The following is a 23,776-nucleotide window of genomic DNA, read 5'->3' as shown; positions in this document are numbered from 1 at the left end:
GCAGACACGACCACCCTCTTCATACGCTCAAAACTTATCCTTTAGGAACTTTATGGGACATTCTTGCCTGTCAAAAAGACGACACGGGGAGTGCAGAAGTTCATTATTGCCATGGCCAAAGATCATCAATGGCACGGCGGGTCCGTTCCTCGCTGGCCGGCATCAGGTGGGTGTAGACCCGCAGCGTGAAGCCGGGGTCGGAATGCCCTAGGTACGAGGCAAGGGCCTTGATACTCTCCCCCGCGTCGAGAAGCGCGGAAGCGTAGAAGTGGCGCAGCGCGTGCATCCCGGTAGTCCGCGTCGGGACGATGCCGGCCGCCTCGACCGCAGGACGCCAGCTCTTCCCGTCGAAGGTGGCCCGCTTGATCGCACCCCGCCGGGTGGTGGTGAAGATCAGTGGCACCGTCTCCCGCTCGTCGCTGAACGGGTCTTCCCACGGCAGAGTGATCGACAGCGGAGGGTACTTGTCGGCGTGCTCTTTGAGCGACTGAGCCACCGAGTCGGGCAGCGGTACGCGGCGGTCCCGATCGTTCTTGGGCAGGCCGAAGACCAGCCGGGAGCGGACCACCTTGACTTGCCGAACGACGTGGACCCAGCCCGACGCGAAGTCGACGTCATCGACGCCGAGCCCGAAGATCTCACCCTGCCGCATCCCACAGCCGGCGCCCAGGTCGACCATCGGGCGGTACCGCTCAGAGAGGCCACCGCGGATTGCCGAAACCTCGTCGGCCCGCCACGGAACGACGCGACGTTGTACCGGTCGGGGCGGCTTGACGGAGGCGGCCGAGCAGGGGTTCTTGGCGATGCGCTCGTCATCAACGGCCGCGCTAAGGATGGTCCGCAGGTGCGCGAAGACGACGGCCCGGGTCGCTGGGGCCAGCTTGCCGACCATCCCGGCATCCCACTCCCGGATGTGCCCCGGCTTGATCGAGGCCAGTTGCCGAGAGCCGAAGAACGGCAGCAGGTGCTTCCGTACCCGGAACTCCGTGCTCTCCCGGGTCGACTCATCGAAGGAGCGCGTACGCAACCAACTCTCGGCGTACTCGGCGAAGGTGATCCGGCCGGCGGACGGGTCGACGTACGAGCCCCGGAGCTTGTCCGTCTCGGTGGAGACGAGGAAGGCGTCAGCGTCGCGCTTGGCCCGGTCCGGGAAGGACTGGCTACGTTCCCGGCCGTCCGGGCCGATGTACCGGACCCGGTAGCGCATCCCCTTGCCGAACAGATCCGACTTGATCCGCTCCTTTCGGCCGCCGGGGTGCCGGATCACCTTGTACCAGCGATCTTCTACGTGTCCCATCAGGCCGCCGCCTGCTCACGTACCCACGCCCGGACCGAATCCGGCTCATACCGCAGGTGTCGACCGACCCGAGCCGCCGGCGGACCGTACTTGACCTTGCGCCAGCGGTACAGCGTCTCAGCGGGCACCCGCAGGTACGCCGACACGTCCCGGATCGTCCACAGCTCGTCGACCGTCTTCATTGCTGCCCCTCCCCCGTGTCGTGCGTCGATCCGTCCGGTGATGTGCTCGACGGCGGCTGTGCGGCCCGGTCCTTAGCGGCAAGCAGCTCGGAGCGCCAGCGGGCGCGTTCGCTGATTGACCGCAGGAGGCGGTGCGCCATGGCAGGAACGTCGGGATCGTCGGGCCGGGCGAGTTCCCAGGCGTGTCGGACCGGTTCGACGTTGGCGCCCTGGTCGTCGACGCCATCCAGGCCGACAGTCACGCCGAGCAGTGCCCGCACCCAGGCCCGTACGTCGTGCTTGTGGTCGGTCAGCGTCTTGCCCGACCAGTCACGGGAGATGAGGATGCGCCGGCCGCCGATGCCGAGGGTGTCCCGCTGGTGGACCTTGCCCTTGCATCGGCCCGGCTTGAGCTTCGCGTTCGCCTTGCGCGGCTGGACGCCGTAGAGCAGCCAGTTCGCGCATCGGTCGGTGCACGGCGTGACGCGCAGTTCCTGCCACAGCCGGTCGAGGTGGGCACGCTGCCGGCCACTCGTGATCTTGTGGCAGTCGCCGGTGTGCTTGGTGATGTACTTCGTGACGTACCTGATGGTGCGTTCCGCGTCCTCGGTGCCGGGCATGACGCCGCGCGCGTCGACCTGGGCGCCGAAGCGGACCACGTGCACCGGTTCCGCGTCCGGGTCCTCGTCGATCGCGTCGAGCGCTTCCGTCCATCTGGTCAACGGCTGGCGGGTGTCCGGGTCGACCCACGTCGAGGCGTCCTCGTCCCATACCGGCGGCCGATCGGCGGTGTACCGCTGGACGTCGACCGAGGGCCACCACACCTGGTGGTACGTCGCCGCCGCAACGGTGCGCAGGATGTCCCGAGGGATGGTCCCCCGAATGGCGAAGTGAGCGTGTGGGGCGAGACGGCGCTGAGGCTCGACGCAGCCCGCGTACTGGACGTTCCAGCCCTCACACCGCCGCAGGTTCTGCCAGAACCGATCGAGCAGCCGGGGGAAGTGCACCGCATCCCAGGCGGCCCGCCGGTAGTCGTACCGGTCGGGATTGACCGGGGTGCCATCCGGGCGGACCGGCCCGTACGAGTCGAGCGTCAGCGTCAGCCACATCGACGGCCGGTAGGTCGACCCGTCCGGAGCGGTGTACGTCTTGCCGACCGTGCGCCGCTCGACCTTGCGCCGAGGCAGATCCGGGGCATCCTGGCGCCGCTTGGTCGACCGCTTCCGGCGCCGGCCGTTGTCCTCGTCGCCCTGGTCCTCGTCGCCGGTCGAGTGCGGCGGCGCGACCCGGCCGCGCAGACCTTCGGCGGTAATCGCCTCTTCCACCTCCGAGATCGCCTCGTTTAGGTCGGAGACCTGGTCCCACTGGCACGCCCGAGAAGCCTCGTCACGGGAGAACTCCAGGTGCCCGCGCAGCAGGATCAGCGCCTTCTGTTCCTCGGTCGCGGGTTCGGGGGGCGGTAGCGGCTCGTCGTCCCGGTGCCATCCCTCGCGGATCTGGGCCTGCCGCAGCCGCCGGTTCTTCTTGGCACACGGCGCGCACTTGTCCTCCCGCGTCGCGCCGCAGGGCAGGTCGATGACCTCGGTACGGCCGGTGTCGAGATCCGTGCGCCGCATGGCGAGCGGTCGGACGCAGACCCCGTATTCGGCCGCGATCTCCTTCAGCACGTCGACCGAGCGAGGAAGCGCCATGCGGGCCGCCCGCGACCCCGGCCGAGGAGCAACCGGAGTCGGGGCGGCCGGCACGAGGCCGGGCAGAGTCGGCGCAGTCATCGAATGATCCCGACGACGTGCGGCCGGTTGGACTGGACGACGCCACGCGGAGGCAGGATCGCCGCCGGGGCGGGGACAACGGCCGGATTCGGGTCGACCGGGCGAACTGGTTCGACCTCGGTGGTCTGCTCTGGTTCCTCGTACTGGTACGCGGTCGGCTGGTCCGGCTCGACAGCCGGTGGGGTGACGGGTGCGTTCGACAGGACGACCTTCACCAGGGCGAGGAAGGCCAGCGACGGCACCGCCGCCACGATCCAGCCCCACACCGACGGTTCGGCTTCCGCGACCTGGGCCGCGAGCGACAGGAGCGCGAACGCCACCAGCAGCGAGCCGACCAGGCCGACGGGGCGACCGGCACGCCGCCGGGCGCGGATCTCCAGGCCGAGGTAGATGGCCATCAGTTCGACCGCTACGGCGTTGGCCCAGCCGATCCAATGCGGTTGGCCGTGGGCCACGGACAGGTCGTGAACGTGGGTGAAGGCGGCAGCGCCGGCCATGGTGCCGATGGCAAGCAGGATCACCAGGCGTACGGCGGATTCGGTTCGTTGGCTCATCGCTGTTCCCCCTTCGCCTTCTCGCGGATGGTCACGTCGATCCGGATGCGCCGGCCGTCCAGGTCGCGGCGACGGTTGATGAAGTGGGCGAGCCCGCGCAACGCGGCGGCGGTCTGGTCGGCCGGCCCGACGAGCTGGATGTGAAGCGGACGCCGGAGGTGGTTGGTCAGGCGGATGAGGGGGGTCACGGCGGTTACCTCCGGGCCGGTCGGATGTCGGTGCGGATGTAGTCGGGAGGGGTGCCGAGCGCGGCGACCGCTTCGGAGAGGCAGCGCCACAGCGCCCACGCCTCGTCGGGGGTCAGGGACATCCGCCGCCGACCCGCACCGACCGCCAGATAGACCGGGTACGGGTCGGGCCGTTCGGGGTCGACCCGGACGGAGACGGCAGTAGTCGGTTCGGGGGTACGGAGCCGGTAGAACCGGCGGCCATTCGGGGTGGCGGTCACCGCGGCTCACCCCCGCTGTCCCGGTCGAGCAGGTTGCGCAGCGCGTCGGGCAGCAGCGGCCCGGACGGCTTGCGGGGCAACGGAAGGCGTACCGGTTCGGTGGCGGTTTCCCGGCCGACCTGGGCGAGGATGTCCGACGCGTCGACCGGCGCCGGGTACTGCCGCGCCATGTCGCGGATGTCGTCGTCGCTGACGTACGAGAACCGGACCCGCATCGGTCCGGGGGTGCCGTCGAGGATCACGTAGCCGACGCCCTTGGCCCATCGGGGCATCTGGTCAGCCAGCGCGCCCCGGTTGCGGGCACCGTCGCCAAGGACCAGGTCGACTTGCGACGCCTCAGTGAGCCCGAGCGCGATACGGGTCGGGAACAGGTCCCGGAACGGCAGCACCTCCTTGCGCGGGTCCTGCAACGCGGCCACGACCAGGACCCCGACGCCGGCACCCTGCGACAGCAACAGCCCCAGCGAGGACGCGATGCGCTTCCGCAGGTCGACATCTTGGAGGTACGCCGTCAGCGCCGCCATCTCGTCGACGACGACCACGACCAGGGGGTCAGCCTCAGTCGGGGTGTGCACCCGGACCGTTCCGGCCAACCGGGTCTGACGCTCACGCAGGACGGTCACGGCCTCGTCGAGCAGGTCCGCCATGGCCTCGAAGGACTTGCAGGCGAACCGGGCGAACATCGGCCGACCAAGCGCGAACTCCATCCCGCCCTTGGGGTCGATCACCCAGAGCCGCACCAGCCCGGAGGCGATCCCGCCGCCGAGGACCCGCACGAGCGACCAGAGCACCGAGCCCTTCCCCGACCGGGTGGCACCGCCGACCAGGACGTGAGTCGCGAGCAGGTGAAGCGACCATTTACGCAGGTCTTCCCGCCGGGCCAGCGGCAGCGCGGTGAAGTCCGGCACCGCCGGCACCGGAAACGGCGGAACCACCGTTCGCAGCGCATCGGTACGCACCAGCGCCAGGTAGACGACGGTCGGACGGTCCCGGTACCGCACTCGGTCGACGAGCCGAAGCAGCCAGGCACCCCGACCGGTCCGGGTCGGCGCCTCCTCGGGACGTTCCGCGTAGACCCGGGCGTGCCGCCGGCCGAAGGCGTACGCCAGGTGGGCACTCGCCTTCTGGAACTGCTCCGGCGTCTGGCCCCGCACCATGCGGACGGTCAGCACGTCGAGCGCCTGATCCGAGCGGACCCGCAGTAGTTCGGGCAGAACCTTGCGATGGTCGTACGTCTCGGCAAGCCCGCACAGCGTCATGGCCTCACGCCAGACCCGCCGGTAGACGAACACCCGACGGAACGAACCGAGCAGCGGACCCGCCAACCAGGTCCACCAGGACGACTCATCCCGCCAGCGCCAAACCGCAGCGAACGCCGCCGCCAGCACGAGCGGCACCACCAGGCCGGACCAGCCGAACTCGACGCACAGCCAGAACGCCAGCACGGTCGAGACGGTGGTCACCGGGTGACGTAGGCACCACCAGAGCACCCGCCCGGACCAACGCAACACCAGCCAGAGCAGCGCCGCCCAGACTGGCAGCTCGAACCGCTTGGGCCGAATCACGAGCAGATCCCCGGCCGAGGTCATCACCACTTCACCGCGAGGCCGCCCGATCACTTGGCACCCCGCAGAGACACGAACCGTCCCGACGCGTCGCGGACCGGAGGGAACGGAAGAACAAGCTGCCCGACGCAGACACCACAGCGGCCGTCAGCACCGCTGACCGGATCGAATCGGACCTGACACACACCACACCGGGGCCAGCCACTGCCAGCCCGACGCCTACCCTTGGACACGTCACTACCTCTCTCGACAGAGCAGGGGGAAGAGACAGAGAAGGGCGGGGCTGCCGTCCGCCAAGATCAGACAGCCCCGCCCACACTCGAAGCAGCTACGCCGCCGCCTTGCCGGTCACGCCCGCCGGGGCACGCATCCCGGTCGCACGCAGCGAGTACGCCATCCGGCCGTTGTTCGACACGTACGGCGTGACCGTCATGCCCTCGAACTCGACCGCCTCGAACGGCGCCCCCGTCGGCGGAACCGGCTGGTAGTCAGCCGAGATCTTCACCGTCGTCTCCCGGGACCGCTTCCCGAGTTCGGGGTCCAGGTCCATCACCCGGACCTGCCACACCCGCTGGCCGGTCAGCTTGTCCTTTGCGGGCGAGCGTCGCCCCGTCTTCTCGTCGTAGTCCTCCACCTCGCCCAGCGACTCGGGCACCAACGCGCACCCCGCCGGGAACACGTCCTCACAACGCACGGCGAACCTCGTACCGCCACGCAGAGCCATAGCTCAACCTCCTGACTTCACCTGACTGTCCTGACTAGCCAGGTGGCGTGGATCAAAGGTAGGCCGGCTTGGCTAGTCATGTCAACGACAGTGTCGAAACTTTCCTAGCCTGGCTAGTCAGCGGTACCGTCCCTTCATGGCTCTTGACCCAGACGACCCGCGCACGCCGTCGCAACAGATCGCGGCCACACTTCGCGCAGAGATCAAGACAGGGAAGTTCGCACCGGGCGAGAAGTTGCCGTCCCAACACGACCTCGTCGAGCGGTTCAGCGTCGCCCGCGAGACGATCAAGGCTGCCCTACGGAAGCTGCAAGATGAGCGCCTTATCGTCACCCGTCAGGGCAGCGGCACCTTCGTCCGCGCCAACACGGAACGCCCGGTCGGACTCCGGCCCCACATCGAACGAGCCTTCGAGGCCACGAACGTCACGATCGACTTCGCTGGCTTCTCCGGAGAGACGATGTACAACGCGATCCAGGAGACCTTGGACAAGGTCCGCATCGGGCGCCTCACCCCGGAGTCGATCCGGGTCCGCGTCCTGATCTCCGACATGACCTCACCGATGGCGATCCCCTGCCGCGCCGAGGACCAGGCCGACGACCCCGGCATCCGCGCCCGAGCCCGCCGCATCACCGACCGCTCGATCCACGCCCTCACCGACGCCGTCCAGGAACTTGCCGACCTCGGATTGGTCAAGACCGCCACCACCGAGGTACGCGTCCACAGGGCCGCCCCGCTGTTCAAGCTCTTCATCATCAACGAGCAGGAAGCCTTCTTCGGCTTCTACCCGGTGGTCGAGCACACCGTCTCCGTCGACGGCAAGCCGATGGCGATTTACGACGCGATGGGCAAGGACGCGATCCTCTTCCCGTTCACGCCCAGCGACGAGGACGCCAGCAACGACGCCCTCTACGTCGAGCAGGCCCGCGCCTGGTTCGACAGCATGTGGGGCACCATCGCCCGCGAGTACGCCTCGTGACCGCCGCCGACCTGGCCAAGGTGATCGACCGCGCACGGGTGATCCTGCTCGACTTCGACGGCCCCGTGTGCAGCATCTTCGCCCAACACTCGGCGTCGACTGTCGCCCATGAGTTGCGCCGGCTGCTCGTCGACCAGGCCGTCACCCTGCCGCCCGAAATCCTGGCCGAACGCGACCCGCTCGCCGTACTCCGCTTCACCGCCACCCTTGGACGCCCCGCCGTCGTCCGCCTGGTCGACGAGGCCATGACCCGCGAGGAAGTCACCGCGGCCCGCACCGCCGAGCCGACCCTGTACGGCCGGGAAGTGATCGTCGCCGCCCATCAGACCGGCCGCCGGGTCGCCGTGGTGTCGAACAACTCGGCCGGCTCCGTCCACGCCTACCTGAGCGCCCGCCGGCTCACCTCGTACGTGCACCCGGTAATCGGCCGCCCCGAGGCAGCGCCCGAGCGGATGAAGCCGGACCCGTTCCCGGTGCTGGCGGCCGTGCGGGAGCTGGGCGCGGAGCCGGCGGAATGCGTCCTCGTGGGTGACTCGGTCAGCGACATCGAGGCCGCCCACGCCGCCGGAGTCGCCGCCATCGGGTACGCCAACAAGCCCGGCAAGCGCGAACGGTTCGCCACCGCTGATGTCGTCATCGACAGCATGGCCGAACTGGTGACCGCCTTCGCCGTCGACGAGCTGTAGCACCACCACACCGCACACGAGCGCCCCGGGAGATCATCACCGGGGCGTTTCTCGTGTCGTCAGTTCACCCCCGGCCCGGTGTCGCGGTGCCAGCCACCCTGGAGCTAGTCCAGATCCCCACGCTTGGCCGCAATCCACGCCTCAACGTCTTCGGCAAGCCAGACGTTGCCCATCTGGAGCGTGGCTACAGGCTCCGGGAAGTCGCGCCGGTTGGTGATCTGGTAGACGCGCTGCCGGGAGACGCCACCGAGCATGGTCCGGATTTCCCCCGAACCCACCAACCGCAGCTTCCTGCCCATGACGCTGACGCTAGGCACACGCCGACTAGGCGTGGGCCAAGTTGATGGACGCCTAGTTACCGCCGCCTCTAGTCACTTACCCTTGACGCATGACTAGGTTCAAGTGGTTCCAACGCCCGGACCAACCTGTCGACTACGTAGCCGGTGAACCAGCCCCGTCCAGGTACGGCCGGGAGCCACAGAGATGGGTTGGCCGAGCCGCCGCCCCCGCACCAGAGCCACCCCTGATGACCAAGGCAGGACTCTGGCGCTCCAGGAACGCCACGACGCGCCTCAACCAGAGGTAGGCCATGTCGATCCCGCAGCGGCAGCCGGAGCCGCCGTTCCCCGTTCTAATGGCCGGCAACGTTATGGACTTCCACAACCGCGCCACTTGCTCGCAGTGCACCGACGAGGGATGCCCACGCTTGACAGAGGCCGGCGAGACCCTACGCGCCTGGCGAGACAGGAAGAGCCGACGTGAAGGCCGGTGACGTGCTGCACCTGACCCGTGCGGCAGGTCCACAGTTCATACGGCCGATCTTCTTTCGTTTGATCAGGATCAACACGCAGCTAGAGACCTACTGCGGCTGGGCATGGCTTGACGGCTACCAGCTAGACGGAAAGGGGGATGCTTTAGCGCGTAGGGAGTTGTACGTGCTCAAAGCGGGAGCAAAGCCAGCAAGTCTGCCCAATTGCGGCGCGCGACACATATCGCGAACATGCAGTGAGCGTTAAGGCACGAAAGTCACCATCCGCTTATCGCGAGAGAAGTCGCAGCAAATTCGGTAGCAGACGGTGCCGAGGCATGGGATGCTCGGCGCCGATGTTGAATAGCGGGACGAACCCTAAATGGCGCGCGGCTCGCAAGCAGATTTCGATTCGGACGTAAAGCGATGAGCAACCCTCGGCGTCAACGCCAGCAAAGCCGCCAAGAGCGGGCCCGGATTCTTCGGCGCAAGATTTCGAAGGCCGACAGCCTTGGGCGCAAGGTAAGCCCTACGATTGAGGCATACGAACAGGTTTCAAGGAAGAGCACCAAGAAGCTCGCGCAGGCGCTCGTAGCTCGTCACACTCTTCGCATGGACGCGATCCGGTTATCTCAAAAGGATCAGCAGGTAGCAGTCTTATCAGCCCTGGCGCCCATTACCCTACTTGACTTGGTTCTATTTCGAAGCGGAGCATCAACTCGGCGCCCTCCGGCCGCATATTCAGGTGGATGGGAAGATCACTTAGCGTGGGGTGTAGACAGTGCCGTATCCGCCGCCCGCTTACTCCTGTGCGGACAGGTAGTAGGCGCTTCGGCGATAGTGCGCAATCAACTTGAAAGATGGACGCTGCATCGGGCTACAAGCGCCGGCTTGCAGCAGCAACCCGGAGAGTCGACCACGGATTATGTAGCCCGGGTGTGGACGGCCGAGGATACCTTCCACCCGGAATGGTTCTCCACAACAGACCCGCCTGACTCCCTGGAAGAGCCCGAGGGAACAGGAAATGAGCCCGGCATCGACCATAAGCATATAATTATCTCTGACGGTTCATGGATTTGCCCAGCCCTACTCTACGAACTACTCAGCGAGGTCATGCACGGACGCGCCCTCCCTGATGCCGTCGCCTGGGACTCCAGAGGGCTGCTGGAGTCCCACGAATGGCCCGAAGACATGCTTATGGCAATCCACGTCATTTCAGATGGCATTACGCTATGCCTCCGGGAGTTACGTGCAGCGGCAGCAGCCCTAGCCGAGCGTAGCGGAAAGAAGCGGGGCGTAGAGGTTCTGAAGCGCTCGCTCGACACTTTCTCTGAGGCAAGCCAAGAACCCGAGCCAGAACCGGACCATCCTGGCGTTCGGCCAGCTGCAGCGCATGTAGTCACCCCACCTCTGCTCACCCTTATACCACTCCTTCCGAACGAAGGACTTAGCCCCAAAGTAACCGATTTCACGAGTCGGATGGCCGCAGTGTACAGCTCAGTCATGGCTGGCCAGCGACCAGCAGGACGTCTTTTTCGAGACGATGAACTCACTACGTATGCCTTTGCATGGCACCGCGCGCGGAGCATACGAACAGCCAGAGCTGCGCTGCGCCGCGAAGAGCGCATCAAGGGGGAGCAATTCGACCTTGATAGCCTCAGCGGAAGGGCCGCAAGGTGGGTTTTATTGACCGAGTCCGTTTCTCTGCTCGGGCGCTGGCTAAAAATTCCGGAGGCGTCAGCAGCAGCAACTCTTATCGGGACTGCGCTCCGATCGGCATACTGGCTGTGGCTAGAAGACGACGACAGGGCAATGAGTGTGTTGCGCTGCGTCTTAGAACAGGCCGCCCGTCTGCGTACATGGCGTTTGAAGCCCACAAAGGCGGCCGTGCTGGAAAGCCGAGCAGAGACCACACCGCGGGATTGGCTTGAAGCCGCAGGATGGAAACGCCTCACAGCCCTCAACCGGGCGCTGGGAGAGATGGCCCACGCCAAGGCTACCTCACGGTGGACAGGTGCTCGGGAGCTGCTAGCAAAGTTTCAGATGGACGTCGATGACATGGAGGCGATATACACGGCTCGGGGCGCCAGCATTGACTTTGTTGCACAGCTAGTAGCTCAAGAATTGTGCGCTGCGATGAAGAACATTTCTTCCGATATCGCAGAGGGCTTGCGCCAAGTCTTCTTGCACGTCGACCTTGATCCAGAACCGACGCAGACATTAGAGGAGCAGCTTGACCACATTTGGAGCCACCGGGGGGCAAGCCTTGGAGATGGCGACTTTGTAAGACTCCCGGAGTTGTGGCACGGCGAATCAACATTGCATCATTGCTGAATTGCTCTGTTTAAGATCAAGGCACCGCGCTCCGCGCGGTGCGGGGCGGCAAGCCCGGCCGGCGGCAAGCCGCCCCGGCCGCCTACGGCGCCGGGGCGGTAAGCCACCGACAGCCGCCGGGACACCGCCCCCTCGCAGGAACCAACCTCAAAGGGGCCGTGACGGAAGCCAGCGGCTCGACCTGGTCGCGTGGTCGGGGCTTCCGGCTGCCGCGCCAGTCCAAACCCGGGACTGGCTTGCCACCGTGTCACCGAGTCGCGGTAGCAGCTGCACCGCCAGGACATGGCCGGCCCCGTCTACCGCCGTCGGCAACGCACAGGAGGCCCGCCCAGCCGACCCGGAAGCCCCCGCGACGGGACAGCACGCGCCAGGACCAGGCGGTCAACTGATCCCCCGCTCAGGCCGTCTACAGGCCGTCCCAGGCCGTAACCAGGCCGTCAAACGCCACCCAACGATGACCAAGGTCAACCAACGGCACCAAACAAAAGACCAGCTCAGAGCCTTGATCAGGGCTCTGAGCTGGTGGGCGACGGACGAGTCGACCTGTACGCCGGATTCTGTGACCGTCGCGCGCCCCGGAGGGGCTCGCGACGGCGGCGGCCATCCATCTAGACCTGCCGTCGCCGGCAGGCTCAAGCGGCCTACCCGCAGACATCGGACGGGCCGTCCTCAAGCGTCTGCGCGGGTCGTCGTCCTGCTGGTCGACGGCCCTTTCTTGGCCTTGCTCCGGGTGGGGTTTACCGAGCCACCCCGGTCACCCGGGGTGCTGGTGGGCTCTTACCCCACCGTTTCACCCTTACCGCCCCCGATGGGGCCGGCGGTCTGTTTTCTGTGGCACTGTCCCGCGGGTCACCCCGGGTTGCCGTTAGCAACCACCCTGCCCTGTGGAGTCCGGACGTTCCTCGGCGGCGGGCCGGGGCCCGCCGACGCGACCGCCCGGTCGACTCGTCCGTCGCGCACCCATCCTAACGACGCCGTCGCCGCGTCTATTGCCGCCCCGGTCCCGCCGCCGGAGCGCGACACCGGAGTCGATCGCACTACTTCGGGGAAACTGTGGCCTCCCCGCCTCGCGAGGCCGCAGTTTCCCTGAAATAGCCGCCACGGCCACCGGGGCGCCCCGGGCCGGGCGAGGCGGGCAGGGCAGGCAGGGCGAGGCGGGCAGGGCTCGCCGTGGCGGGCGGTCGGGTGGGGCGCGTACTAGCCTCGGGGGACCATGGATCTCTCCGACGCCGCGCTGCTGCTCACCGCCGGTCTCGCCGCGGGCACGGTCAACGCGGTGGCCGGCGGCGGCTCGCTCATCACCTTCCCGGCGATGATCGCGGTGGGCCTGCCGCCGGTGCCGGCCAACGTGAGCAATTCGGTTGCGGTCTTTCCGGGGTACGTGGCGAGCGTGGCGGGCAGCCGGACCGACCTGCCGGGTGGGCGGGCGCTGGCCACGCTGGTGCCGACCACCATCGTCGGCACGATCGCCGGGGCGCTGCTGCTGCTGGCCACCCCGGCGCGGGCGTTCGAGCTGGTGGTGCCCTTCCTGGTGCTCGGGGCGACGGCGGTGCTGGCCTTCCAGGATCCGCTGCGCCGGCTGGTCGGGCATCCGCGCGACCTGTCGCCGCGTCGCCGTACGGTGAGCGTGCAGGCGATGGTCGCGGTCGGCGCGGTCTACGGAGGCTACTTCGGCGCGGCGCTCGGGGTGATGCTGGTCGCCGGCCTGGCCCTGGTGCTGGACGCGACGCTGGCCCGGGTGAGCGCGATCAAGAACCTGCTCTCCGCCCTGGTCGGGTTGACCACGCTCGTGGTGTTCGCGCTGTTCGGCCCGGTGAACTGGGCGGCGGTGGCGCTGGTCGCCCCGGCGACGCTGGTCGGCGGGTACGCCGGCGCGCGGCTGGTCCGCCGGCTGCCGTCGGTGGTGCTCAGGACGCTGATCGTGGCCTTCGGCACGGTGATCGGCCTCTACCTGCTCTGGCGCGCCCTGAACTGAGCCCACCCGCCGCCGACGGCCGCCGACAGGCGCGGCCGTCGGCGAGCGCGACGAGATCGACGCCATGCTGGTCGAGGTGTACGGGCGCGCCGGTCACCCGGACCGTCCCGACGACGCGGGACGGAAGGGCCCAGCGCGCCGGGACGGAAGGGCCCCCGCGCGCCGGGCTGGTCCGGCGAGAGGGGGCCCTTCCTGCTACGCGACCGGTTCCGGGGCGGCGTCGGCGTCGCGGCGCTGGCCGGGCACGACGCGCGGGTCGCCCTCGTCGGCGAAGTAGTCGTCCGGCGTGGTGCCGTCGACGCCGTCGCGTACTTTGGCCGCCCGCAGCACCAGCGTCAGCAGGGCCGCCACCAGCAGGTTGACCAGCACCGCCACGATCCCGACGTAGATCGTCTTCGGGGTGTCGAGGCCGAAGTCCGACAGCGGGAACGCCGAGCCGCCGAAGTGCTTGCGTCCGGTGGCCGCGTTGGGGATCTGGTAGAGCATCCACATGCCCAGCCCCATGCCGGCGGCCCAGCCGGCGACGAGCGCGCCCCGGTGGAACCAGCGGGTGTAGAGGCCGAGCGCCACCGCCGGCAGCGTCTGGAGGATGATCACGCCGCCGATGAGCTGGAGGTCGATGGAGAACTGCGGGTCGAGGAAGACGATGCAGGCCACCGCGCCGACCTTCACCACCAGCGAGGTGATCTTCGAGACGTTCGCCTCCTGGGCCGGGGAGGCGTCCCGCTTCAGGTACTCCTTGTAGATGTTGCGGGTGAACAGGTTCGCCGCCGCGATGGACATGATCGCCGCCGGCACCAGCGCGCCGATGCCGATGGCCGCGTACGCGACGCCGGCGAACCAGTCGGGGAACTGCTGGTCGAACAGGACCGGCACGACGGTGTTGCTGTCCACCGAGCCTTCCTTCGCCCCGGGCAGCGGCTTCACGCCGGCCGCGATGGCCATGAAGCCGAGCAGCGCGATCAGCCCCAGCAGCAGGCTGTACGCGGGCAGCGCCGACATGTTCCGCTTGATCACGTCCCGGTTCCGGCTGGCCAGCACGCCGGTGATGCTGTGCGGGTAGAGGAACAGCGCCAGCGCCGAGCCGAACGCCAGCGTGACGTACTGGAGCTGGTTGTTGGCGTTGAGCAGCACCCCGTCGTTCGGGTTGGGTGACGCGTCGAACTTCGCTTCGGCGGCGTCGAAGATCTCGCCCCAGCCGCCGAGCTTCTGGGGCAGCCAGAGGACCGCCACCAGGATCACGATGTAGATCAGCGTGTCCTTGACGAACGCGATCAGCGCCGGCGCGCGCAGCCCGGACTGGTACGTGTACGCGGCCAGGATCGCGAACGCGACGATGATCGGCAGGTGCCGGGCCAGGGCGCTCTCGCCGGTGACCCCCATCGTCTTGAGCACCGCCTCGATGCCGACGAGTTGCAGCGCGATGTAGGGCATCGTGGCGACGATGCCGGTGATCGCCACGAGCAGCGCCAGCACGGGCGAGTCGAACCGGCTGCGGACGAAGTCCGCCGGGGTGACGAAGCCGTGCCGGTGCGAGACCGACCAGAGCCGGCACAGCACCAGGAACACCAGCGGGTAGATCACGATCGTGTACGGGACGGCGAAGAAGCCGGCCGCGCCGGCCCCGAACATCAGCGCCGGCACCGCCACGAAGGTGTACGCCGTGTAGAGGTCTCCGCCGACCAGGAACCAGGTGATCCAGCCGCCGAAGTTGCGCCCGCCCAGCCCCCACTCGTCGAGGTGGGCCATGTCCTTCGGGGCGCGCCACCGGGCCGCCACGAAGCCCATCCCGCTGACCAGCAGGAAGAGCAGCGAGAAGATGACGATCTCGGTGAGGTGGTCGCGCCACATCAGCGGCCACCCCGCTTCTTCGTCATCTGGTAGACCAGCGTCGTGGTGGCCACGCCGAGCAGGATGTAGGCGAGCTGGAGCCAGTAGAAGCGCGGGAAGCCGAGAATCCGGGGCGAGTCCGCGTTGAAGAACACCGGGATCAGCGGCACCACGATGGGGATGAAGAGCAACCAGTTCCAGGGGCTGTGGTCCTTCGCCCTGGACCGCGCCGCTGTCGGCGCCTCCGGTTCGGGTGCTGCCATTGCGACAAACCTCCGCAGGTCGTGGATCGGCAGTGATGACGGCCGGAGGCTACGGCCATGTGAGCCCGGTCACGTTCTGCCGATGAAGCCTGCTGCGCCGAACGGCCGACGGGATGCGCCGAACGGCGGCTCCGCGCCGGACGTTCCCTGCTCGGCGGGTGGGGCGTCAGCGGATGGCGTCGAGGTGTGCGGTGTCGTTGACCGTGCGCACGGCGACGCCGCCGTCGGGCCACAGGTCCAGCACCGAGATGCCGGCCGCGTCGAGGAAGAGCCGGTGCAGGAACCCGTCGCCGGCCGCCAGCGCGTCGCGCAGCACCAGCTTGATCGGCGAGACGTGCGAGACCACCACGACGGTCTCCCCGGGGTACGCCCGGCACAGCCCGTCGACCGCGCGGCGGCTGCGCTCGGCGACGTCGGCGAACGACTCGCCGCCCGGCGGCGCCACCCGGGTGGAGGCGAGCCAGGCGTCCATCTCCCCCGGCCAGCCCTCGCGGACCTCGGCGAAGGTGCGCCCCTCCCAGGCACCGAAGTCGCACTCGACGAGGTCGTCCTCGCGGCGCACCGGCACCCCGCCGAGCGCACCGGCGATCGCCTCCGCGGTCGCCGTACACCGGGACAGGGGGGAGCTGACCACGGCCGCGACGGACGGGGCCAGCCCGGCCACCCGGGCGGCCGTCGCCCGGGCCTGGGCCCGGCCGCGCTCCGACAGCGGCACGTCGCCGCGGCCGGAGTAGCGGCGCTGCTCGGTGTACGCGGTCTCGCCGTGCCGGACCAGGATCAGCCGGGTGGCGGTGAAGCTGGGCCGCGGCTCCCAGGAGGCGGGGGCGGTCGCCGGGTCGGTGCCGGTGCTCGCCGCCGACGCGGCCCGGGCGGCCACCTCGCGGGCCCTCGCCCGGGCGGCCGAGTCGGGGCCGGCGACCTCGCGCGGGGGCTCCGCCACGCGGGGCGGCTCGACCGTCGCCGGGGCGGGGGCCCGGCCGGCCGCCGCGGCGTCCATGGCGGCGTTGGCGAGGGCGTCGGCGTGCCGGTTGCGCTCCCGGGGGATCCAGCTGAACCGGACCGCCGCGAAGCGCTCCACCAGGCCGGCGGCCCGCGCGGCGAGCGGGCGCAGCCCCGGGTGCTTGATCTGCCAGCGGCCGCACATCTGCTCGACCACCAGCTTCGAGTCCATCCTGGCCTCGACCTCGGCGGCGCCCAGCTCGGCGGCGGCCTCCAGCCCGGCGATCAGCCCCCGGTACTCGGCGACGTTGTTGGTGGCGACGCCGATCGACTCGCTCCGCTCCGCCAGCACCTCGCCGGTGCCCTGGTCGCGGACCACCGCGCCGTAGCCCGCCGGGCCCGGGTTGCCCCGGGAACCGCCGTCGGCCTCGACGACGACCACGCGCGGCGCCACGGCCTACAGGCCGGACTCGTTGGTGCGGACCATGATCCGCCGGCACTCCTCGCAGCGGACCACGTCGTCCGGCGCGGCCTTGCGGATCCGGGCCAGGTCGGCGCCGGAGAGGTCCAGCCGGCAGCCGCCGCACCGGCCCGCGGTGAGCAGCGCCGCGCCGAGCCCCGAGTCCTCGCGGATCCTGTCGTACAGCTGGACCAGGTCGGCGGGGAGGTCGGCCGCGAGCGGCTGACGGGCGCCGCGCTTGAACTCCTCCTCCTTGGCGATCTCGGCCAGGGCGTCGTCGCGGCGCCGCTCGACGGCGTCCCGCTTCTCCCGCGCCTCGGCGAGCCGCTTCTCGATGCCGTCCAGCACGCCCTGGGCGGTCTCCCGCTGCTCCATCAGCTCCAGCTCGGCGTCCTCCAGGTCGCCCTGGCGGCGGTTGAGCGAGACCAGTTCGTGCTGGAGCGCCTCCAGCTCCCGGGCCGGGCCGGTGCCGGCGGCCAGCCGGTCCTCGTTCTTGGACTTGCGGGCCCGCACCTGGTCGATGTCCTTCTCCAGCCGGGCGATGTCCCGGTCGAGGTCGTCGACCGTCACCTGCGCGCGGACCCGCTCGTCCTCCAGCGCGGAGAGCTCCCGGGCCAGCCCCTCCAGCTCGGCCCGCTCCGGGAGCGTGCGGCGGCGGTGGGCGAGCTGGGCGAGGTTGGTGTCGATCGCCTGGAGGTCGAGCAGGCGGCGCTGGACCTGCGGGTCAGCCTTCACGGTCGGGGCTCCTTGTCGTCCACAGCGGGTGGGGCGGCGTGCACGGTCCACGGGTCGGTGTCCAGGTCGGACACCAGCGTCTCGACGCCCGGCGCCTCCCGCAGGATGGCGGCCAGGTCGTCCAGCCACGGTCGTTCGGTCGCCCAGTGGGCGGCGTCGAGCAGGGCCGGGCCGCCGGCGGCGAGGTGCTCGCCGGCCGGGTGGTGCCGCAGGTCGGCGGTGAGGAACGCGTCCGCCCCGGCGGCGGTCGCGTCGGCGAGGAAGCCGTCCCCCGCGCCGCCGCTGACCGCGAGGGTACGAACCATACGCCCGGGTTCGCCGGCGGCGCGAACTCCCCAGGACGTGGCCGGGAGCACGGCGGCGGCGTGCCGGGTCAGCTCCGCCAGGGTCATCGGCTCCGGCAGCTCGCCGATCCGGCCGATCCCCCGGCCGGCGCCGTGCGCCGGCGAGCCGGGCGCGGGCCGGTGCAGCGGGCGCAGGCCGGTCAGCCCGAACCGGGCGGCGAGCGCGTCGGAGACCCCCGGGTCGGCCACGTCGGCGTTGGTGTGCGCGACGTACAGCGCCACGTCGGCCTTGATCAGCCGGTGGACGATCCGCCCCTTGTACGTCGTCGGGGCCACCGACGAGACGCCGCGCAGCAGCAGCGGGTGGTGGGCGACGATCATGTCGACGCCGGCGTCGAGCGCCTCGGCGACCGTCTCGGGCACCACGTCGACCACGCAGAGGACCCGGCGCACCGGGGCGCACGGCTCGCCGAGCACCAGCCCGACCCGGTCCCACTCCTCGGCCCAGGCCGGCGGGTAGCGCCGCTCCAGCTCGGCGACCACGTCGGAGACGGTCGGCGGGACCGCGTTGGTGCTCACGGCGGGCCAGCTTACCGGCGTTGGCCGTGGCCGGGGGCGTCGCCCACCCGACGCGACGGAAGTGTCCGCGAAGCCGTGGCCCACGTCGCGGCGCCGACGCGACCGAAGTCCGCGAGGCCGTGGCCCACGTCGCGTCGCCCACCAACGTGACGGAAGTCCGCGAGGCCGAGGCCGCGTCGCGTCGCCCACCCAGCCTGACGGAAGTCCGCGAAGCCGTGGGCCGCGTCGCGGCACCGGCCGATCGTCCCGGGCGGCGCGGGGAGGAACCCTGCCGGCGCGGTGGGGGAAGGGGACCCTGCCGGCGCGGCGGCCCGTGGGCCGGCCGGCGCGATCGCGGCAGGGTCCCTCCCGCGCGTCAGGCGACGGGGCAGAGGCGGTCCCGGACGACGGCCAGGCCCATCGCCCAGGGGAAGGCGTGCAGGTGGCGTTCGCCGGTGCCGGGCGGGTGCAGCGGGACGACGTGGTCGCCGAAGAGCACCGTCACCCCCCACTCGGCGAGCCGGTCGAGGGCCGCCCGGAAGGCCGGGTGGACCGCCATGGCCGCGTTCGTGTACGGCACGGCCACCAGCGGCACCCCCAACCCCTGCGCCTCCACCAGCAGGCCGAGGGCCAGCGTGTCGGTGATGCCGGCCGCCCACTTGTTGACCGTGTTGACCGTCGCCGGGCAGACGATCATCGCGTCCGCCGGCGGCAGCACGTCGAGGTCACCGGGGTTCTTGTAGTGGGTGCGGACCGGATGACCGGTCTGCCGGGCCAGCTCGGCCCGGTCGACGAACTTGGCGCCATCCGGCGTGGTCACCACGCAGACGTCCCAACCGTCCTGCTGGGCCAGCTCGACGAGCCGACCGACGTTACGGGCCAGCGGCGAACCGCAGGCGATGACGTAGAGCACCTCGCGGCGCTCGCTGCTCGGGCGCGGGCCGGCCATCAGGCCGGCTCCGTGCTCATACCCCTACTCCCATGTGCTCAGCCAACTCCGCGATCAGAGAAGGCGGCGCACCCCGTGTGCGACGCAGGATGTCCGACATCGCCTCGTGGGCGATCGGCCGGCAGCGGATCTCCGACGGGGCGAGGCGGTCGCCGCGCAGCAGCATCTCGCCGGCGTTGGCCACGTCGCCGATCTGGGCGAAGCCCCGGGCGATGTCGAGCAGGTGGTGGGCGCGGCGCTCGGGCAGCAGCGCGTTGAACGCGGGCTCCTGGATGCGCTGGCGGTGGACCTCCACGGCCCGGCCACCGTCGCCCAGCTCGACCGCCGCCGCCGCGCGGTGCAGCTCCACGTTGGTGGGCCCGAACGAGGTCCAGTAGTGGTTGTGGTCGCCGCCGAGGAGGGTCGCGGCCTCCTGCGCGCCGTTGATCAGGTCGCCGACCGTGGCCGAGTCGCCGATCCGCGCGGCGGCCATCGCGCCCTGGAGCAGCAGCATTCCGTAGACCGAGAGCCGAGCCGGGGACGCCTCGTTGCCGCCGCCGGGGGCCAGCCGGTTGGCGATGGTGACGTTGAGTTCCAGAGCGGGGCGGGGCCGGCCCATCGCCACCAGCGCGTTGCACACCCGGGTGGTGGCGATGCCCGCCAGGAGCTGGTCGTCGGCGCGCTGGGCGACCGCCATCGAGCGGTCGGCGGCCAGCCAGGCCAGCTCGCACTCGCCCAGCTTGCGCAGCACCGACGAGGCGATCTGGTAGACCTGCCCGAGCAGGTGGGCGGCCTCCCGGCCGTCGTCGCCGCGATAGCCGGCGTCGGCGGCCTGGGCGTCGCGCAGCAGCTTCGGCAGCGCCCGGGTGAGCATCCCGTAGCGGCCGTACTGGTAGGTCAGCCAGGCGTGGTTGACGGCCTTGCGCATGTCGGCCAGCGGCGGCGGGAAGGGCGCGGCGTCGAAGTACGCGCTCATCGAGTCGTACCGTTCGAGGGCCGCCCGGATCTCCTGCACCTCGACCTGGTCGATGCAGTTCAACGCGTCCGTACGCCGCTCCGGGTCCTTGCCCAGCAGCAGCTGCACGTCGACCTGGAGGATGTCGGCGATCTCGTAGAGGACCGAGAACTTGTCGAGCCGGCGCACCCCGCGCTCGACCTTGTCCACCCAGCTCTTCGACTTGCCCAGCCGGTCGGCGAAGACCTGCTGCGACATCTTGCGCCGCCCGCGCCAGTAGGCCACCCGCCGCCCGATGGGTAACTCGTCCATCTTTCCACCCCTCCCCTGCCTGAGCCGACCGGCGGCCGGATCGGCCTACGCGGTTGCGGGCGCGCGCGGTACGTCTCAGGTTTTCGCCGGTCGCACAGCATGTACGTCAGCCGTACAGCCAGTTCTCATAGTTTCCGTGCAAGTTGCATCAGCCGTTCGTCAGGTCAACGATCGCGGGTTACGGCAGTGACGGTGCTCGACATGCGACCTGGATGCCGACCGGGTCCGGCGGAGGGAGATGGCACATGTGGGGAAATGTCGGTCCGCGCGTCGTGCACCTGTCGCCGCTGGAACGGGTACGCCTGCGTCGGGTCGCCGTGCGGTACGCGCTGCACGGCTGGGACGTGACCCCCGGCGCCTGCCTCGCCCGCAGCCGCTTCGTCTGCGGACGCGCCGGCTGCCCGACGGTCGGCTGCCATCCCGCCCTGGAAAACTGGGAGCACGCGGCCAGCGCCGACCCGGCCCGCGTCGCGACCTGGTGGCGCACCCGCCCGCACGGGGTGCTGCTGCCCACCGGCCGGGCGTTCGACGTGCTGGAGGTCCCCACGCACCTCGGTCGACACGTCCTGGACGCCGTGCGGACCCACCCGGCCGGCGTCGGCGTACGCGGTCCGGTGCTGGTGACCCCCACCGGCCGCTGGATGTTCCTGGTCCGCCCCGGCGACCCGCTCCGCCCCGAACTGGACCACTGCTTCCACGTCGTCCGGCACGGCCCCGGGTCGTGGATCCCGGCCCCGCCGACCCGGCTGCCCGAAGGCACCGTCCGCTGGGCGGTCGCGCCCGAGCAGGCCCGCTGGCAGTTGCCCGACTCGTACCTGGTGCAGAACACCCTGATCGACGCCCTGCGGGCCACCGGCGTCACGCTCACCTCCGACCTCCTCCCCGGCCAACTGCCGCTCCCCCGCCGGGGCATGTGAACTCCGACCCGCCCACGGCACCGGATCACCCGCCGGCGATTCCGAGTGCCGGCGCGGTGAGCCAGCAGCCCGCTCGCGGCGCGGAACATCTGCCGGCGGCGCGGAACATCTGCCGGCGGCTCGGAGTGCCGGCGCAGGTGACTCCCGGCCCGCCCGCAGCGCCTGATCACCTGCCGGCGGTTCGAACCCGAGAAAGAGCCGGGGAATGCGAGGTCCCGGCCCGACCGTGGTGTCGCTGGCCGGGATCGTGACCACGGCGCTCGCCACGACGGCGGATCCTGGTAACCGTCCGCCGGGGGCAGAAGGCTTGCCATGGCGGCGGGTTCCGGCGCCCGTCGACCGGAGGCAGCGGGCTTGCCACGACGGCGGATTCCGGCACCGTCGACCGGAGGCAGCGGGCTTGCCACGACGGCGAATTCCGGCACCCGTCGACCGGAGGCAGCGGGCCGGTGCCCGGCAGGGCGGCCGGGACGCGACGCTCAGGGGTCGGTGCTCGTTGAGCACGGCGACGGCGCGTCCGCGCCGGGAGCGGGGGTTACATGTCCACCGACGACACCACGCGTCAGCCGGGCGGGGCCGAACCGCCGCCCCGTCACCACCGTCCGCACCGCCGCTGGGCGGCCACCCGGCCCGCCGGCTCCCGCCCGGGCCGCCCACGCCCCCTCGGCTCCCGCCCCGCCACCCACCGCCCCTACCGCTAACCCCCGCCCTCCCCCTGCCCCGTCCTCCCCTGCCCCGTCCTCCCCTGCCCCGTCGATCTTGCACTTTGTGCCCGCCCATATCGGTCATTCGGCGCGAATAGAGGGCCGAAAGTGCAAGATCGCCGAGGGCAGGAGGGGCGGGGAGGGCAGGAGGGGCGGGGAGGGCGGGGAGGGCGCGGAGGGCAGGAGGGCGGGGAGGGCAGGAGGGGCGGTCAGGGGGGCAGCAGGGGGAGGGTGGTGGAGTGGAGGTAGCGGGCTTCGTCGGTGATGATCGCGTGCTGGTGGCCGGGGAGGTTGTCGAGCCAGCCGATGCCGGCGGTGCCCATCGCCACGGCCGCGGTGGCGTACGCGTCGGCCAGGCCGAGGTCGGAGCCGACCACGGTCACCGAGCGCAGCCCCACGGCCGGTACGCCCCGGCGCGGGTCCCGCACGTGGTGGCCGCGCTCGTAGACGCCTGACGTGGCCACGGCCAGGTCGGTGCCGGCCAGCACCAGGCAGGTGGCCGTCGGGTCCCACGGGTGCCGGACGCCGATCCGCCAGGGCCGCCCGGACGACGACCGCCCGCGGGCCCGCACGTCGCCGCCGGCGTTGAGGCAGTGGTTCGCCGCCCCGGCCGCCAGCAGCCGGTCCGAGGCGACCTGCGCCGCCCAGCCCTTGACGTACCCGGACGGGTCGAGCCGGCCGGTGACGTACGCGTCGAAGAAGCCGTCGGTGGCGGCCCACAGGTCGGCGCAGCGCGCCAGCACGTACCGCAGGTCGTCGCTGGCCTCGGCGAGCGGCAGTTCGCCCCGGTCGAGGCGGGACACCTCGCTGTCGGCCCGGTACGTGCTGAACCGCGCGTCCACCTCGCGGAGCCAGGCGAACACGCCCTCGGCCAGCTCGTCCAGCTCGGTGGCGGGCAGGTCGTCGGCGAGGTCGAGGCTGATCGGCGTGCCCATCACCTGCTCGACCCGGCGCAACCCGGGCCTGGCCGCCGGCGAGGACCCGCCCCGACCACGCTCCGCCCCGGCGACCGAAACCGACGCCGGGATTGAGGGCGACGCCGGCATGTCAGTTCGCCCGGTCGATCGCGGCCTGCAACGACTGCTTGTACGCGTTGCTGGTGGCGGTCGCCCCGGAGACGGTGTCCACGTCGGCGCTCTGCCGCTGCACCACCAGCCCGGAGCTGCCGCTGTAGCGGCCGTCGACCTGCTCGCTGCGCTGGTCGGACTGGGCCGTCTCCTCCGGCAGCTCCAGCGCCACCACGTCGACGATGCGCGTCCCGCGAAGGGTGATCTGCACCTGGACGTTGCCGTACTCGTTCTCCACGACCGGGCCGGTCACGGTGCGGGTGGTCGGGGCCGGTGGCGGCTTGCTGCTGGTACGCGGGGCCGACGGCGCCCTGGTGGTGGCGCTGGGCCGGCCCGACGGCGTCCGGGTGGCGGTACGCCCGGGGCGGGGCGAGGCGGTGGGGCCGCTCGGCGACGGCGCGGCGGAGGCGTCGTCGCCGGTCGGGGTGGGGCCCGCCGGGGCGGGGACGACCGGCGGCCGCTCGGCCGGCAGGTCCTGGGCGACCCCGGTGGCGCCGGTGGCGCCGGGCGAGCCCTTCAACACCACCAGGACGGTGGTGCTGGCCGCCAGGCCGGTGATCGCGAGCAGTGCGCGGCGCATG

23 protein-coding genes and 1 other RNA gene are annotated in these 23,776 nt (G+C 70.6%); 5 read left to right on the top strand and 19 right to left on the bottom strand.

From position 1 onward, the window contains the following. Window positions 1–103 precede the first annotated feature (103 nt). From ACWENR_RS02345 to ACWENR_RS02310, 8 genes are all read right to left on the bottom strand, one after another. Window positions 104–1,297, bottom strand: a complete 1,194-nt coding sequence (locus ACWENR_RS02345) for a tyrosine-type recombinase/integrase (RefSeq protein WP_452275260.1) — start codon at window positions 1,295–1,297, stop codon at window positions 104–106. Next, the gene (locus ACWENR_RS02340; RefSeq protein WP_250100979.1) at window positions 1,297–1,479 is read right to left on the bottom strand and encodes a helix-turn-helix transcriptional regulator; all 183 of its coding nucleotides are present in this window, start codon (window positions 1,477–1,479) and stop codon (window positions 1,297–1,299) included. Before ACWENR_RS02340 ends, ACWENR_RS02345 begins: the two co-directional genes overlap by 1 nt. Beyond that, window positions 1,476–3,230: a replication initiator gene (locus ACWENR_RS02335; RefSeq protein WP_452275259.1), complete on the bottom strand. Its 1,755-nt coding sequence runs from the start codon at window positions 3,228–3,230 to the stop codon at window positions 1,476–1,478. Before ACWENR_RS02335 ends, ACWENR_RS02340 begins: the two co-directional genes overlap by 4 nt. Continuing rightward, window positions 3,227–3,784 (bottom strand): DUF2637 domain-containing protein, encoded by a 558-nt coding sequence (locus ACWENR_RS02330; protein WP_452275258.1) that lies wholly within the window; start codon window positions 3,782–3,784, stop codon window positions 3,227–3,229. Before ACWENR_RS02330 ends, ACWENR_RS02335 begins: the two co-directional genes overlap by 4 nt. Beyond that, window positions 3,781–3,972 (bottom strand): hypothetical protein, encoded by a 192-nt coding sequence (locus tag ACWENR_RS02325; RefSeq protein WP_452275257.1) that lies wholly within the window; start codon window positions 3,970–3,972, stop codon window positions 3,781–3,783. The genes ACWENR_RS02330 and ACWENR_RS02325 overlap by 4 nt, the downstream gene beginning before the upstream one ends. 5 nt (window positions 3,973–3,977) lie before the next feature. Beyond that, window positions 3,978–4,232 carry a hypothetical protein gene (locus tag ACWENR_RS02320; protein ID WP_018807974.1) on the bottom strand — a complete coding sequence of 85 codons (255 nt, stop codon included), beginning with the start codon at window positions 4,230–4,232 and terminating at the stop codon, window positions 3,978–3,980. Continuing rightward, window positions 4,229–5,821, bottom strand: a complete 1,593-nt coding sequence (locus ACWENR_RS02315) for an FtsK/SpoIIIE domain-containing protein (RefSeq protein ID WP_452275256.1) — start codon at window positions 5,819–5,821, stop codon at window positions 4,229–4,231. Before ACWENR_RS02315 ends, ACWENR_RS02320 begins: the two co-directional genes overlap by 4 nt. A 304-nt stretch (window positions 5,822–6,125) precedes the next feature. Beyond that, entirely contained in the window at window positions 6,126–6,521 is a 396-nt protein-coding gene (locus ACWENR_RS02310) for a transcriptional regulator (protein WP_452275255.1), read from the bottom strand. A 136-nt stretch (window positions 6,522–6,657) separates the two neighbouring features. On the opposite strand from ACWENR_RS02310, the gene ACWENR_RS02305 reads away from it, so the two are divergent. Together ACWENR_RS02305 and ACWENR_RS02300 are read left to right on the top strand one after the other, a co-directional pair. Beyond that, on the top strand, window positions 6,658–7,500 hold the full coding sequence (locus ACWENR_RS02305) for a GntR family transcriptional regulator (protein WP_452275254.1): 843 nt from the start codon (window positions 6,658–6,660) through the stop codon (window positions 7,498–7,500). Further along, window positions 7,497–8,186, top strand: a complete 690-nt coding sequence (locus tag ACWENR_RS02300) for an HAD family hydrolase (protein ID WP_452275253.1) — start codon at window positions 7,497–7,499, stop codon at window positions 8,184–8,186. Before ACWENR_RS02305 ends, ACWENR_RS02300 begins: the two co-directional genes overlap by 4 nt. A 104-nt stretch (window positions 8,187–8,290) precedes the next feature. Here the strand turns inward: ACWENR_RS02300 and ACWENR_RS02295 are convergent, their stop codons facing one another. Next, entirely contained in the window at window positions 8,291–8,485 is a 195-nt protein-coding gene (locus ACWENR_RS02295) for a helix-turn-helix transcriptional regulator (protein WP_244164556.1), read from the bottom strand. A 1,340-nt stretch (window positions 8,486–9,825) separates the two neighbouring features. Here ACWENR_RS02295 and ACWENR_RS02290 point away from each other — a divergent pair. Further along, complete coding sequence (locus ACWENR_RS02290; protein WP_452275252.1) at window positions 9,826–11,268, top strand: hypothetical protein; 1,443 nt, start codon at window positions 9,826–9,828, stop codon at window positions 11,266–11,268. A gap of 530 nt (window positions 11,269–11,798) precedes the next feature. Here ACWENR_RS02290 and rnpB read toward each other — a convergent pair. Next, an RNA gene (gene rnpB, locus ACWENR_RS02285) (RNase P RNA component class A) lies at window positions 11,799–12,216 on the bottom strand. 265 nt (window positions 12,217–12,481) lie between these two features. Here rnpB and ACWENR_RS02280 point away from each other — a divergent pair. Continuing rightward, on the top strand, window positions 12,482–13,243 hold the full coding sequence (locus ACWENR_RS02280; RefSeq protein ID WP_452275251.1) for a sulfite exporter TauE/SafE family protein: 762 nt from the start codon (window positions 12,482–12,484) through the stop codon (window positions 13,241–13,243). Between the two features lie 195 nt (window positions 13,244–13,438). On the opposite strand, the gene mctP is transcribed toward ACWENR_RS02280, so the two are convergent. The 7 genes from mctP to ACWENR_RS02245 form a co-directional block, all read right to left on the bottom strand. Continuing rightward, entirely contained in the window at window positions 13,439–15,094 is a 1,656-nt protein-coding gene (gene mctP, locus ACWENR_RS02275) for a monocarboxylate uptake permease MctP (RefSeq protein ID WP_452275250.1), read from the bottom strand. After that, on the bottom strand, window positions 15,094–15,336 hold the full coding sequence (locus ACWENR_RS02270) for a DUF3311 domain-containing protein (protein WP_091104467.1): 243 nt from the start codon (window positions 15,334–15,336) through the stop codon (window positions 15,094–15,096). The genes mctP and ACWENR_RS02270 overlap by 1 nt, the downstream gene beginning before the upstream one ends. A 166-nt stretch (window positions 15,337–15,502) precedes the next feature. Beyond that, the gene (locus ACWENR_RS02265) at window positions 15,503–16,729 is read right to left on the bottom strand and encodes a bifunctional RNase H/acid phosphatase (protein WP_452275249.1); all 1,227 of its coding nucleotides are present in this window, start codon (window positions 16,727–16,729) and stop codon (window positions 15,503–15,505) included. A 3-nt stretch (window positions 16,730–16,732) separates the two neighbouring features. After that, window positions 16,733–17,470, bottom strand: coding sequence for a zinc ribbon domain-containing protein (locus tag ACWENR_RS02260; protein WP_452275248.1), 738 nt, complete (start codon window positions 17,468–17,470; stop codon window positions 16,733–16,735). Then, a complete protein-coding gene (locus ACWENR_RS02255) occupies window positions 17,467–18,297 on the bottom strand; it encodes a Nif3-like dinuclear metal center hexameric protein (RefSeq protein ID WP_452275310.1) in 831 nt (276 codons plus the stop codon). Before ACWENR_RS02255 ends, ACWENR_RS02260 begins: the two co-directional genes overlap by 4 nt. 391 nt (window positions 18,298–18,688) lie before the next feature. Continuing rightward, entirely contained in the window at window positions 18,689–19,261 is a 573-nt protein-coding gene (locus tag ACWENR_RS02250) for a flavoprotein (RefSeq protein ID WP_452275247.1), read from the bottom strand. A gap of 16 nt (window positions 19,262–19,277) precedes the next feature. Beyond that, entirely contained in the window at window positions 19,278–20,507 is a 1,230-nt protein-coding gene (locus ACWENR_RS02245; RefSeq protein WP_452275246.1) for a helix-turn-helix domain-containing protein, read from the bottom strand. A gap of 245 nt (window positions 20,508–20,752) precedes the next feature. Between ACWENR_RS02245 and ACWENR_RS02240 the strand changes: the two genes are divergently transcribed. Then, complete coding sequence (locus tag ACWENR_RS02240) at window positions 20,753–21,424, top strand: bifunctional DNA primase/polymerase (RefSeq protein ID WP_452275245.1); 672 nt, start codon at window positions 20,753–20,755, stop codon at window positions 21,422–21,424. A gap of 913 nt (window positions 21,425–22,337) precedes the next feature. On the opposite strand, the gene ACWENR_RS02235 is transcribed toward ACWENR_RS02240, so the two are convergent. Both ACWENR_RS02235 and ACWENR_RS02230 read right to left on the bottom strand, forming a co-directional pair. After that, on the bottom strand, window positions 22,338–23,063 hold the full coding sequence (locus tag ACWENR_RS02235; RefSeq protein WP_452275244.1) for an FAD:protein FMN transferase: 726 nt from the start codon (window positions 23,061–23,063) through the stop codon (window positions 22,338–22,340). A 112-nt stretch (window positions 23,064–23,175) separates the two neighbouring features. Further along, the gene (locus ACWENR_RS02230; RefSeq protein ID WP_452275243.1) at window positions 23,176–23,775 is read right to left on the bottom strand and encodes an FMN-binding protein; all 600 of its coding nucleotides are present in this window, start codon (window positions 23,773–23,775) and stop codon (window positions 23,176–23,178) included. Window position 23,776: the final 1 nt, after the last annotated feature.

This window comes from Micromonospora sp. NPDC004336 (assembly GCF_053602615.1).
The sequence above is the reverse complement of the archived record's forward strand: the minus strand, read 5'-3'. Positions and strand labels throughout refer to the sequence as shown.